9 protein-coding genes are annotated in these 12,876 nt (G+C 65.7%); 5 read left to right on the plus strand and 4 right to left on the minus strand.

The annotated features are described in order from the left end of the window. Nucleotides 1-18: 18 nt before the first annotated feature. The 5 genes from AB0L58_RS23660 to AB0L58_RS23680 all read left to right on the plus strand — a co-directional run bounded on the left by AB0L58_RS23660 (nt 19) and on the right by AB0L58_RS23680 (nt 5,486). On the plus strand, nt 19-333 hold the full coding sequence (locus AB0L58_RS23660; protein ID WP_364389729.1) for a hypothetical protein: 315 nt from the start codon (nt 19-21) through the stop codon (nt 331-333). Nucleotides 334-694: 361 nt separating this feature from the next. Beyond that, a complete protein-coding gene (locus AB0L58_RS23665; protein ID WP_364389731.1) occupies nt 695-1,639 on the plus strand; it encodes an ATP-binding cassette domain-containing protein in 945 nt (314 codons plus the stop codon). Beyond that, nucleotides 1,639-2,397 carry an ABC transporter permease gene (locus AB0L58_RS23670; protein ID WP_364389732.1) on the plus strand — a complete coding sequence of 253 codons (759 nt, stop codon included), beginning with the start codon at nt 1,639-1,641 and terminating at the stop codon, nt 2,395-2,397. The genes AB0L58_RS23665 and AB0L58_RS23670 overlap by 1 nt, the downstream gene beginning before the upstream one ends. Nucleotides 2,398-2,895: 498 nt before the next feature. Further along, complete coding sequence (locus AB0L58_RS23675) at nt 2,896-3,681, plus strand: adenylate/guanylate cyclase domain-containing protein (RefSeq protein WP_364389905.1); 786 nt, start codon at nt 2,896-2,898, stop codon at nt 3,679-3,681. 344 nt (nt 3,682-4,025) lie between these two features. Next, complete coding sequence (locus tag AB0L58_RS23680) at nt 4,026-5,486, plus strand: CCA tRNA nucleotidyltransferase (protein WP_364389733.1); 1,461 nt, start codon at nt 4,026-4,028, stop codon at nt 5,484-5,486. Between the two features lie 18 nt (nt 5,487-5,504). Here the strand turns inward: AB0L58_RS23680 and AB0L58_RS23685 are convergent, their stop codons facing one another. The 4 genes from AB0L58_RS23685 to AB0L58_RS23700 all read right to left on the minus strand — a co-directional run bounded on the left by AB0L58_RS23685 (nt 5,505) and on the right by AB0L58_RS23700 (nt 12,790). After that, the gene (locus tag AB0L58_RS23685; RefSeq protein ID WP_364389734.1) at nt 5,505-6,320 is read right to left on the minus strand and encodes a hypothetical protein; all 816 of its coding nucleotides are present in this window, start codon (nt 6,318-6,320) and stop codon (nt 5,505-5,507) included. Between the two features lie 173 nt (nt 6,321-6,493). Beyond that, complete coding sequence (locus AB0L58_RS23690) at nt 6,494-7,408, minus strand: NAD(P)-dependent oxidoreductase (protein ID WP_364389736.1); 915 nt, start codon at nt 7,406-7,408, stop codon at nt 6,494-6,496. Nucleotides 7,409-7,491: 83 nt separating this feature from the next. Further along, the gene (locus tag AB0L58_RS23695; protein ID WP_364389737.1) at nt 7,492-11,079 is read right to left on the minus strand and encodes a hydantoinase B/oxoprolinase family protein; all 3,588 of its coding nucleotides are present in this window, start codon (nt 11,077-11,079) and stop codon (nt 7,492-7,494) included. An 85-nt stretch (nt 11,080-11,164) separates the two neighbouring features. Then, nucleotides 11,165-12,790 carry a DUF4185 domain-containing protein gene (locus tag AB0L58_RS23700; RefSeq protein ID WP_364389739.1) on the minus strand — a complete coding sequence of 542 codons (1,626 nt, stop codon included), beginning with the start codon at nt 12,788-12,790 and terminating at the stop codon, nt 11,165-11,167. Between the last annotated feature and the right edge of the window lie 86 nt (nt 12,791-12,876).

The raw sequence follows: 12,876 nt of genomic DNA on the forward strand, positions 1-12,876 counted from the left end.
AACGAGGGGGTAGATGCGATGCGAGACGAGCCGACCGCGTTGGGATGGGTTGACTTCGAAATCAGTTCGGCTTCGGACTGGGATGCAGCGCAGGTGCGGCGGCTGGCGCAGCGGCTCGGGTACGCGCTGGTCTGGCCGCTGGAGTTGTCGCGGCTTCCGCTGGTCGACCAAGTGCGCTGTGCTGATGTCGATGCGGTGATCGCGCCGTCGCTCGAACATCTGAATGTGCTTGCGGTGAACGCGATTATGAGTGTGGCCGATGTGGAGATCGTGCTGCCGCGGCTGTCGTTTCATCGTTGGGCGGCGGTCGCGCCTGCCGGGCAGCCGCGGTGAGCGGGGCTGTTGCGTTCGGGTTGGCTATGGCGGCGGGGTTGCCGCTGGCGGTGCTTGTCGGTGCGGTTTGCTGGCCGACCCATGGCCGCGATGACGAGGACGACAAGTAGTCAGGGTCGACTACGGCATGGTGTCGGCTCCACACACAGCGATGGGTTTGCAGCCCACAGCCGCCGTTTACATGCAGCGCAGCTGGTAGGTGGCGGGCTGTTCGGAGCCCGGCTCGTTAACAGGGGTATCGGTCAGGGCTATTCCCTGATGCGGCTCGGGGCCGGTGGGATTCTCGATCATCCTCGAGGATGATTGAACTCGGCACCATTTAATGACGCGCGTTGCCGCGGATTGAGGAAAGCTGGTCGTCATGATCGAGCTGAGAGGCCTGACCAAGCATTACGGGCAGACCGTCGCGGTTCAAGATCTCTCCTTCACCGTTCGACCCGGACAGGTGACGGGGTTTCTTGGGCCGAACGGCGCCGGTAAATCCACCACTATGCGGATGATCCTCGGCCTGGACAAGCCCACCGCGGGCACCGCATTGATCAACGGCAAGCCCTACCACGAGCTGGACCATCCGCTACGCGCCGTCGGTGCGCTGCTCGATGCCAAGTGGGTGCATCCGAACCGTTCGGCCCGCGCGCATCTGCAGTGGATGGCCGCATCCAACGGCATCGCCATGTCCCGTGTGGACGAGGTGCTGCGGCTGGTCGGCCTGTCCGAAGTGGCGGGTAAGAACGCCGGTGGCTTCTCCCTCGGTATGTCGCAGCGGCTGGGTCTGGCCGGGGCACTGCTCGGCGATCCGCCGGTGCTGCTGTTCGACGAGCCGGTGAACGGTCTGGATCCCGAGGGCATCCTCTGGATCCGCCGCTTCATGCAGCGGCTCGCGGCCGAGGGGCGGACCGTGTTGGTCTCCAGCCATCTGCTGTCCGAAATGGCCCAGACCGCAGAGCATTTGGTCGTCATCGGACGCGGTCAGCTGATTTCCGACTCGACCACACAGGAATTCATCGAGCGCGCCTCGGAACAGTCGGTGCGCGTACGCAGTCCGCAGCTCGAGCAGTTGCGCAGCCTGCTCACCTCCAATGGCATGACCGTCCGCGAGGACGGTGCGGGCCAGGACGGCGCCGCACTGGTCGTGGCCGGGGTGACCAGCGACGCGGTCGGCAAGCTGGCCGCCGCGAACGAGATCACCCTGTTCGAGCTGGCGCCGCAGCGGGCCTCGCTGGAGGAGGCCTTCATGCGGATGACCGGCGGTGCGGTGCAGTACCACGGCGAAGGCTTCGACCAGGTGATGGGAGGTGCGCTCTGATGGGCGTGCTGGCAGCGGAACGTATCAAACTCACCTCGACCAGGTCACCGTGGTGGTGCTCGGCGATCGTGGTGGTGCTCGCCCTGGGCTTGGCCGCGCTCTTCGCGGCGGTGGCCCGCTCGTCATCGGGCAAGGAGAATGCGCTGGACCTGACCGTCGCCACAGCGGTCGGCGGGATCAGCGGATTCGGCGTCATGGTCCTGATGATCATGGCCACCTTGACCGTGACCAGCGAATACCGCTTCGGCATCATCCGGACCACCTTCCAGGCGACGCCGCATCGCGCCAAGGTGATCGCCACCAAGGCGGGTCTGGTCGGTGTCTACGGCGCGGTGCTCACCATCGTGCTGGCCTTCGCCGCCTTCGCGATCGCCAAGGCGGTCGGCGGCGACGCGGGCAAGAATCTGACGCTCTCCGGCGGTGACGCCTGGCGCGAGATCTACGGCATTCCGGTCTATGCCCTGCTCAGCGTGATTCTCGCGGTCGGTATCGGGGTGCTGGTCCGACAGTCGGCCGCGGCGATTTCACTGATCGTGCTGTGGCCGCTGCTGATCGAGCCGCTGCTCGGCGCGTTCGGCAGTTTCGGGCGCAATGTGCAGCCGTTCCTGCCCTTCGCGAATGCGAGCCACTTCTACAGCGCCACGGAATCGACGGCGAACTGGCACTGGGGTCCGTGGGGAAGCCTGCTCTATTTCACGGCGTTTGTCGTGATCGTCTTCGGCGCCGCACTGGTAATGGTCAACCAACGCGACGCATGATGGATATTGCCCGAGTTGCCCTCCCTCGCCACTCGGGTAATGGGTGCCGACCTTGTCGGGAGGTCCGAGCACCCCGCGCACCGTCTGCCACTGCCCGGCGGACGATGTGACATCGGCCCGGTGTGTGAATCCCCTTCCACACCGGGTCGGTGCATGTTTCGGGACAATCCGGGCGGCATGTGAACATCCCGGAAACTATGGCGGGCAGCGCTTTCATCCGGAATCGAGGCTGGCTACGCTCGAGGTCAGCAATCAGTGAGTTATCCGTTGGCGGACCCGTCGTAGTGCCCGCTCAGTCTGATCGAGGGGGCGCAGGTGGCGATAACACGTAACCCGCCGACAGTTGGTCGGCTGAGATACGCTCGAGGCGTGACCGAAACACCTTCCGGCGGTGCTGAGCCGGGGACGGGGCCGGAGGAAAACGGCGGCGTTCCGCCCGAGGTGACCATACCGCTGGTGCCCGCCGACGAGGATCGATCTACTCGTCGAAACTCGGGAATTCGACGCGGGCAGCTCTCCGCACTGGTGAATGTCGCGAACCAGCGGCCCGACATCATCGGTGCGCTGCGGAAGGCGCGCGAACAACTGCCGGGTGACCCGTCTTTCGGTGACCCGCTTTCGGTTTCAGGTCCGGGCGGTGCCCGCGCGGTGGCGCGCGCGGCGGACAAGTTGGTCGGCGATACGCCGAGCGCGGCCCGGGAAATCGGGTTCGGGGCGCTGCAGGTCTGGCAGGCCATGTTGGAGCGCGTCGGCCGCGGCAGAGGTAGCGAAGAAATAACTGTGATGTTCACCGATCTGGTGGCGTTCTCCAGTTGGTCGCTCTCCGCAGGCGATGAGGCGACTCTGGAATTGTTGCGCGGGGTAGCCAAGGCCATCGAGCCGCCGATCGCCGATCGCGGCGGCCAGGTCGTCAAGCGCATGGGCGATGGGGTGATGGCCGTCTTCACCTCGGCCGATCACGCAGTGCGCGCCGCGGCACAGGCCAAAAAGAACCTGGCCGATGTGAGTGTGCACGATTATCGCCCGCAGATGCGGATCGGTCTGCACACCGGCACGCCGCGCGAGATCGGCGGCGACTGGCTCGGTGTGGATGTCACGATTGCCGCTCGTGTGATGGAGGCAGGGGGCAATGGCAACACCATGCTCTCGGATGCGACCTTGCAGGCCATCGCGCCGGAGACGCTGGCGGAACTCGGATTCTCGGTCAAGCCGTATCGGCGCAGTTTCTTCGCCGCGCCCCTGAGCGGCGTGCCGGAGGATCTGCGGATTTTCCGGCTGTGTTGATTTGCTGTGTCTAATTTGCCGCGCCTGCGGCGCGGCGTGTTCGCGGCCCCCTGCTGTCTCGCGTCCGAGCCGTCGAGACTCGCGACTTCGTCGCATGCGCTTCGACGACTCGGACGCGAGACGGGCCGCCAACGGTCGCTCGTAAGACTCGCTCCGTCGGGGTTGCGTTGGGAGCCGAGGTTGCGACCTGAGTGTTTGTATCCGAGAGCGGTGTTGGATGTTCGAATTCGGACTGGATCTCGGCACCTCCACCCCCACCGCATGCGCTTGGCCTTGTATATCTGTACGCGCTGCGGAGGTTGCGCTGGAATATCGGTTGTGGGGGCTCGGTAAGCTGCTACTTCGTGGTTTCGCCCAAGTCCGAGGATGCAGCGTTGGATCGACGTACCCGATTGCTGGCCGCGGCCGCGGTCACGGTGGGACGGTTGTCCGATGTGTTGACGCCGTTGGGCGAGTTGTTCGCGGCGCGGGGGCATGAGCTGTACTTGGTCGGGGGCAGTGTGCGCGATGCGGTGCTCGGGCGGTTGGGGACGGATCTGGATTTCACCACCGATGCCAGGCCCGAACAGGTGCAGGAGTTGTTGCGGGGGTGGGCCGATCATCTGTGGGATACCGGTGGGTTGGCATTCGGCACGGTGAGTGCGTCCAAAGCCGATCAGCAGTTGGAGATCACTACCTTCCGCAGCGATACCTACGACCGGGTATCGCGCAATCCCGAGGTCACCTTCGGTGATTCGCTCGAGGGTGATCTGGTGCGGCGCGATTTCACGGTCAATGCGATGGCGGTGAAGATCGGGGCCGATGGGTCGCTGGAGTTCATCGATCCGCTCGGCGGGATGGATGCGCTGCTCGCCGGAATGCTGGATACGCCTGCGGCGCCGGAGGATTCGTTCCATGACGACCCGCTGCGCATGCTGCGGGCGGCGCGTTTCGTCGCGCAGCTCGGCTTCGAACTGCATCCGCGGGTGCGGGCCGCGATCGTCGCGATGTCGGGTGAGATCGAGCGGATCACCGCGGAACGGGTGCGCACCGAACTGGATAAGCTCATCGCCTCCGAACATCCGATCGACGGCGTCAATATCATGTGCGAGACGGGGCTGGCCCAGTTGGTGCTGCCCGAGGTGCCCGCGATGAAGCTGGAGATCGACGAGCACCACCAGCACAAGGATGTCTACTGGCATTCGTTGACCGTGTTGCAGCAGGCGATCGACCTGGAGGAGGGCGATCCGGATCTGGTGCTGCGCTGGGCCGCGCTGTTGCACGACATCGGTAAACCTGACACCAAGCGCAATGAACCGGGCGGCGGGGTCAGCTTCCACCACCACGAGGTGGTCGGCGCGAAAATGGTGCGCAAGCGGATGCGCGCGCTCAAGTACCCCAAGCAGTTCACCGAGGACGTGGCGCGACTGGTGTTCCTGCACTTGCGTTTTCACGGCTACGGCAAGGGACAGTGGACCGATTCGGCGGTGCGCCGCTATGTCACCGATGCCGCCGACCTGCTACCCCGGCTGCACAAACTGGTCCGCGCCGACTGCACTACCCGCAATAAGCGTCGCGCCGCCGCGCTGCGCGCCACCTATGACGAGCTGGAGACGCGGATTGCCAGACTGCAGGAGCAGGAGGATCTGGATCGGGTGCGTCCTGACCTGGACGGCAACGCGATCATGGAACTGCTCGGCATTCCGGCGGGACCAGAGGTGGGCAAGGCGTGGCGATTCCTGAAGGAGTTGCGCCTCGATCGCGGACCGCTCACCAGAGATGAGGCCGAGGCCGCGCTGCTGGAATGGTGGAAAGCCCGGGTCTAGGGAGAATTCGCCGGTTGATCAGAAGATGATCAGCGTGGTGCCCGCCACAATGGCCGAGCGGATCTGTGCCAGATCGAACGATCCGGTCAGCCCCGGCAGCTCGACTCGGAATCGGACCAGATCACCGTCGCGGGTGGCGTGCACGATGCGCGCGTCGTTCGGTAGCCGATCCAGCAGTATCGTCGGCGTGGTCACCAGCTTGCGCGGGATCCGGATGCCCGCCCAGTTCACTCGGTGGATATCGACGGTGAGCAAGTTATCGCGCACTTGTGCCTCCACCAGCACGCTGATCGGGCGTTTTCGATGCTTCGCCCGGATCAATCCGCTGGCGTCCACCGTGAGTTGCCAATCGAGCCGCTGGGTATCGAGCCAGCCGACCAGCGCCTCGGTGGTGACGGTCCCGTTCAGGTCCAGTTGCTGCACCCGCGCCTTCGTCGGCACGCCGGGCACCAGCCGGACCCCGTGCGCGATCACGGTGACCTGTTCGATCGGGTGATCGTCCCAGCGCAGCCGGGACAGCACGGTCTTGGTCTGGAAATGCGCGCCGCGCCTGCGCACCTTCAGCACCTGCAGGGTCGCGTGCAGATCGTGACCGAGCAGGGTCGCAGTGACCTCCTGGCCGCCGAACCGGCTGAGAATGCCTTCGCTGAGCACGGTCATCAGCACATCTGGCATGAGCGCGGTCACCGTGCCCGCGCCGAAGTCGGCCAGTGGATCCACCCATGCGGTGGTGTTGGCGAGCCACTGCTCGAGCAGCGATTGATCGAAGAGGCGTTTACCCAGGTCAACGGCCCGCATCGGTGACCATGACGTCGGATCGAAGTACGTGGCCATGATTGCTTCGAGCGTACTTGGCGTCGGCGAACACGACCACGGTCACGGCCGTGACGAAGTGGGCAATTGTGTGTATCCACGGAATGACGTGCCGCGCAGTGGTGGCAATCTGAACCGGACCTGGCTCCGGGCCGCTCGGTGTACTTTGCGATCACGGCGGCGGAAGTTCAGGTTCATCCCCGCTGAGCGGCGGCCAACGCCTTCAGGCCATCAGCACAGGACCGATAGCGCGGTGTCCATCCGAGTTCCGCCTTGGCCTTGGCATTGGACACCCGCATATCGGCCTGTGTCATGCGGTAGGCGTACGACATGGGCCGCATCATCCAGGCCGGTAGCGTCAACGGCGTCGGCGTGCCGAAGGTTTCGGCGACCAGCCGGACATGTCCGCTGAAGCTGAGCGGAGCGTCATCCACGATGTTGTAGGCGGCACCGGGCTTTCCGCCTTCGACGGCCAGGGCCACCGCGGCACCCGCATCGGTCAGATTGATCCACGGCAGCACCCGACCGTGATCGCGCACTACGGGCAACGTGCGCTTGCGCAGCATTTCGACGATGGCCTCGGTGCCGCCCGCACCGTAGAACAGGCCGTAGCGCAACGAGATGCCTTCGATCCCATCGGCATTCAGCATCAACTCCTCCTTGACGCGCATGCCTTCGAGGTGGGGTTCCACCGCCTTGTCGCCGGTCGGCGCGAAGGCGTCGTCCTCGGTGAGCACGTGATTGCCGAAATCACCGTAGCCGTAACCGAAGACCATGGATTCGGCGATGACCCGCCGGGCGCCGACGGCGCGTGCGGCCGCCAGCAGGTTGGCGGTGCCGGTGATCCGCAGCGCATTGGTCGCGTACATGTCCTTGTGCCGCATGGGTGCTTTGTGCAGTGCCGTCGCCGCGTGCACCACGGTATCGATGGTGCGGCCCTCGACCGCGCGCAACAGTTGGTCGCGATTCATCAGATCGGCCTGGATATCGGCCCCGGCGCTGCGGGACAACGAGATCACGGTGTAGCCGGACTGCCGCAACGCGGTGGTGATGTGGCCGCCGAGCACTCCGCTCGCCCCGGCCAGCAGTACGTGCCTGATGTCGTTCATGTCCATCAGACAGCTGACCACCCTCCGACGTGACACTGTCGAATATGACCCAGCTCACTGCCGAAAGTACGCGCCGAGAGTGATCAGTTCCCGTATCCCCCGCCGCCCGGCGTCTCGATGACCAGCACGTCCCCGGGTTCGAGATGCGCCGAATCCGCACCGCGCAGGTCCTGCACCGTGCCATCCGCACGCTCGATCCGGTTTCGGCCCAGGGCTCCGGGCGCACCTCCCGCCATACCGTACGGCGGCACCCGACGGTGACTCGACAGCGTCGAGACGGTCACCGCTTCGGTGAACCGCAGCCGACGCACCGCACCGTCACCACCGTGCCAGCGCCCGGTGCCCCCGCTGCCCGCCCGCACCGAGAACTCCTCGAGCAGTACCGGCAGCCGCCACTCCAGCACCTCCGGATCGGTGAGCCGGGAGTTGGTCATGTGGGTCTGGACCACCGGTGCACCGTCGAAGCCGTCGCCCGCACCGGATCCGGATCCGATCGTCTCGTAGTACTGGCTGCGATCATTGCCGAAGGTGATGTTGTTCATCGTGCCCGAACCCTCGGCCTGTACTGCGAGCGCCGCGTACAGGGCGCCGGTAATCGCCTGGGAGGTCTCGACATTGCCGGCGACAACCGCGGCGGGCGGTTCCGGTGCCAGCATCGAACCGGGCGGCACGTTGATGCGCAGCGGTCGCAGGCAGCCGTCGTTGAGTGGAATATCGTCGGCGACCAGTGTGCGGAAGACATAGAGCACCGCCGCGTTCGCAACGGCATAGGGCGCGTTGAAGTTGCCGTCGAGCTGCGCCGAGGTGCCACTGAAATCGATGGTGGCGCTGCGATTTTCCCGATCCACCGTGACCCGGACGCGAATGGTGGCACCCAGATCGGTTTCGTAGGCGTATTCGCCGTCGTCGAGCGCATCGATGACGCGCCGCACCGATTCTTCCGCATTGTCCTGCACATGCCGCATATACGCCTCGACGACATCGAGTCCGAAGTGGTCGATCATCTTGCGCACTTCCTCGACGCCCTTGGCATTGGCGGCGATCTGGGCGCGCAGATCGGCGAGGTTGGTGGCCGGATTGCGGGACGGGTACGGCGCGTCGGTGAGTAATCGCAGCGTCTCGTTCTCCCGGAACCGGCCGTCCTCGACGAGCAGCCAGTTGTCGAAGATGACGCCCTCCTCCTCGATGCGACGGCTGTTCGCCGGCATCGATCCGGGTGCGATGCCGCCGATCTCGGCGTGATGACCACGCGAGGCGACATAGAAGAGGATCTCGGTACCCGCGGTGTCGAATACCGGCGTGATCACCGTGACATCGGGCAGGTGGGTGCCGCCGTGGTAGGGATCGTTGACCGCGTAAGTGTCGCCGGGACGCATGCCCCCGGTCTGCCTGCGCCGGATGACCTCCTTGACGCTGGTGCCCATCGACCCGAGATGGACCGGAATATGTGGGGCGTTGGCGACGAGATTGCCGTCGGGATCGAAGAGCGCGCACGAGAAGTCGAGGCGCTCTTTGATATTGACCGACTGCGCCGTCGACTCCAGCCGCGCGCCCATCTGCTCGGCGATGGACATGAACAGATTGTTGAAAACCTCCAGCAGTACCGGATCCGCGTCGGTACCCGCCTGCGGTCCGGCCGCCACCGCCACCCGTTCCATGATCAGATGTCCGAGGTCGTTGAGCACGGCCTGCCAGCCGTCGTCGACGACCGTGGTGGAGTTGGCCTCGGTAATGATCGCGGGTCCGCGCACCGCCCTACCCGGCACCAATTCCGCACGCCGATAAAGCAATACCTCGCGTCGAGCGCCACCGATATGCAGTGGCACCGACTCCGGCGCGCCGGTGGTCGCGGGCGGCCGGGCCAGGCCCGCGAGATCGGGTGGTTCGGTCAATCCGGTCGCCTCGACCGAAAGCGCCTCGATCACGATCGGGCGATCCAGTACGAAGGAGTAGGTGCTGCGATGGCGTTCGACGAAATCCGCCGCCATCGCCGCCGGTTCGGTGAGTTCGACGGTGAGTGTGGTGTCGGTGCCGTCGTAGCGCAGGTGGGCACGCCGGACGATGCGGACCCGGTGCACGGGGACGTCCTCACCGAGTAGTTCGGCGCGCGCGACGGCCTCCAGATCATCGGCGATCTCGGCGACACGGTCCATCGACTCATCGCGCAGCGGCAACTCCACCGAACGCTCGCGCATGGCGGTGGTATCGGCGAGACCGATACCGAGGGCCGAGAGCACACCGGCCATGGGCGGCACGACAACGGTTCGGATGCCGAGGGAATCGGCCACCTTGCAGGCGAGTTGGCCGCCCGCGCCGCCGAAGGTGGTCAGCGCGTACCGGGTGACATCGTGGCCCTTCTGCACCGAGATCCGCTTGATGGCGGCGGCGATATTGGCGACCGCGATTTCGAGATAGCCCTCGGCGACCTGCTCCGGGGTGCGATCGTCACCGGTGCGCTGCGCGATGTCGGCGGCGAGTTCGGCGAATCGGTCGCGCACCAGCGCATCATCGAGCGGCGCGTCGCCGTCCGGCCCGAAAACGCTTGGAAAATGGGCCGATTGGATGCGGCCGAGCATCACATTGGCATCGGTGACCGTCAGTGGCCCGCCGCCGCGGTAACAGGCCGGTCCGGGTGCCGCGCCCGCGGAATCGGGTCCGACGCGGTAGCGGCTGCCGTCGAAGTGCAGAATCGAACCACCACCCGCCGCGACGGTGTGGATATCGAGCATCGGCGCGCGCAACCGGACACCGGCGATCTGGGTGATGAACACCCGCTCGTACTCACCCGCGAAATGCGATACGTCCGTGGAGGTTCCACCCATATCGAAGCCGATGACGCGGTCGTATCCGGCGAGTTCGGACATCCGCACCATGCCGACGATGCCGCCCGCCGGACCGGACAGGATGGCGTCCTTGCCGCGGAACTGTCCGGCCTCGGTGAGTCCGCCATTGGACTGCATGAACATCAGCCGCACACCGGTGAGCTGGTCGGCGACCTGTTGGACGTAGCGGCGCAGCACCGGCGAGAGATAGGCGTCCACCACCGTGGTGTCCCCGCGCGGCACCAGTTTCATCAGCGGGCTCACCTCGCTGGACAATGAGATCTGCGGAAATCCGATCTCGCGGGCGATCCGGCCGATCGCCTGTTCGTGCTCCGGATACAGATGCGAATGCATACAGACGACGGCGATGGCGCGAATACCGCTGTCGTACAACGGCTTCAGTTCGGACGCGAGCGCGTCCAGATTCGGTGGGGTCAGCACCGTGCCGTCCGCGGTGACGCGCTCGTCCACCTCGATCACCTGCTCGTGCAACAACTCCGGCAGCACGATCTCCCGCGCGAAGATCCGCGGCCGATTCTGATAGGCGATGCGCAATGCATCGCGGAAGCCGCGCGTGATGACCAGTACGGTGCGTTCGCCTTTGCGCTCCAGCAGCGCGTTGGTCGCGACCGTGGTGCCCATCCGGACGGCATCGATCTCGGCGCCGCCGCCCGCGTCGGCGAGGATTTCGCGAATGCCCGCCACTGCGGAGTCGGCATAGCGCGCCGGATTCTCCGAGAGCAGCTTGTGCGTGACGAGTCTGCCGTCGGGTCGTCGAGCCACCACATCGGTGAACGTGCCGCCCCGATCGATCCAGAACTGCCAGCCCGGACCGGTCTCGGCCGTCACCGGAGCCGCCAGTGCGTAATGCGTATGTGCTGGTCGATCACATGCGCACCATACCGAATCACCGTCGGCGCGGATCCGAGCGCGATCAGTGCGGCGGATCGAGTTTCGCGTGCATGAGATACACGTTGTAGCTGTCCCACGCGGAGATGGTGAAGTACAGGTCCGTGCTCGTCGACCACGGATGGATGAAGCCGCCGTAGGCCTTCGGATAGTCGTCGGTCGAGACCAGCTGAACACCATCGGTCCAGGCACCCTGCGGGCTCGCCGCGGTGCGCATCACGATCGCACCGCGCGCCGAATCCAAGTAGACCATCTGCCACTGCTCGGTTTCGGCATCGAAGCGCACCGACAACTCACTGGCCATACCGAGAACCAAAGGTGTGGCTTGATTTTCGGCCGCGGGCGCCCATGTTCCACCCACCCAGTACTGGTAGGCCGATTTGTTCAGCACCTCGGTCCTCGGCACCCTGGCCAGGCCGATGACGCCGACCCGGCCGTTGGGCGTGCCGAACATATAGACGTAATCGCCGTGCGGCACCATGGCCGCCACCTGGAATCGGCCGAGCCCGAAGAAGTTGTCCCACCTGGCCCATTGATCCTTGACCCAGGTGCGGCCGTTGTCGTCGGAGTACGCGAGCCCGCCGTAATTGGTCGACCACAGCCCCGGAATGCGGCTCCAGTGGTTCACCGACATATAGCTCATGAACTGGCGCTGTCCGATCGCGAATCCGGAGGTCGGGATGGTGGTCGTCTCCCAGTTCTTGATCTTGCGGCTGGACAGCAGTTCGGTGGCGTGACAACGGCTGTCCTGCACCATGGTGTCGATGCCGAGGCCGTCGGCGAGGTCGTGGTCGGTGCTGTAGCCGAGCACATTGCTGCGCCAGTCCGGTCCGCCAACGCCGCCACTGGTCCAGCCATCGCCGAAGGTGTCGCCGAAGGCCACGGCGATCTCACCCGGCTTGGTCTCCCACATGATGCCGAGGTCGGTGCCGTCGACCTGCCAGCGCATATCGGTGCGGTTCGCCGAACCGTGCCCGGTCACCTGACCGACCAGATCCACCGACTCCACCAGCGGTGGGGCGATGGCGGCGGTCAGCGGTCCGGGTTCGGCCGGGTGCACGATCGGCGGCGGCGCGGGTTGCGGTTGGACGCCGTCCTCACCGGGCACCGGGATCGGAACGGGTTCGATCTCCAGACGGATCTCTATGCGCGGCAGGCGGATCGAGGCGGAACCGGAGCTCGAACCGGATCCGGATCCGGATCCGGAGCCGGTGTCGGTGTCGGGCGCGCCCTCCGGTTCCGGATCGGCGGCGGGATCAGGCGGTTTCGGCGTATCCCGAATATCCGGGCACGGATTGCGGCACGGGTCGGCGGGCAGCGGCTCCGGATCGATCCGAGTGTTGTCCGGCGGCGGGTCGGGGACCGGAACCGGCGTGATCTCGGGAATCGGCACCGGAATATCGATCTGCGGCGGCAGTTGGGGCAGCGGCGGAGGTGGCGGTGCGTTCGGGTCCGGTTCCCGGTTCAGCGGGTCGAATCCGACCTCGCCGCAGCTGTTGACCGGCGCCGGCGCCCAAGGATGCTGCGCGGCCTGCGCGACGGGAGTCGGTACCGTCAGCGTACCGGCCAGCAGCACCCCCAGGATTGCGGGCGCACAGGGATACCTGGCCGTGGACGCGAACACCCGCGCACTGCTCGGCCGAAATCCCATCCGTTGTTGACTCCCTGTCGATTCGGGTCGATGGGAGATCAACTTACCCGACCGAATCGCGCGCAGGGTGGAACCGGATGGGGTGC

The sequence above is a fragment of the Nocardia sp. NPDC052112 genome (genome assembly GCF_040680135.1).
Taxonomy (GTDB): domain Bacteria; phylum Actinomycetota; class Actinomycetes; order Mycobacteriales; family Mycobacteriaceae; genus Nocardia.

Excerpts from the sequence above, each read along its gene's own strand:
- AB0L58_RS23660 (WP_364389729.1), top strand. The coding sequence starts at position 19 with ATGCGAGACGAGCCGACCGCGTTGGGATGGGTTGACTTCGAAATCAGT.
- AB0L58_RS23665 (WP_364389731.1), top strand. The coding sequence starts at position 695 with ATGATCGAGCTGAGAGGCCTGACCAAGCATTACGGGCAGACCGTCGCG.
- AB0L58_RS23670 (WP_364389732.1), top strand. The coding sequence starts at position 1,639 with ATGGGCGTGCTGGCAGCGGAACGTATCAAACTCACCTCGACCAGGTCA.
- AB0L58_RS23685 (WP_364389734.1), bottom strand. The coding sequence starts at position 6,320 with ATGGCCACGTACTTCGATCCGACGTCATGGTCACCGATGCGGGCCGTT.
- AB0L58_RS23690 (WP_364389736.1), bottom strand. The coding sequence starts at position 7,408 with ATGAACGACATCAGGCACGTACTGCTGGCCGGGGCGAGCGGAGTGCTC.
- AB0L58_RS23700 (WP_364389739.1), bottom strand. The coding sequence starts at position 12,790 with ATGGGATTTCGGCCGAGCAGTGCGCGGGTGTTCGCGTCCACGGCCAGG.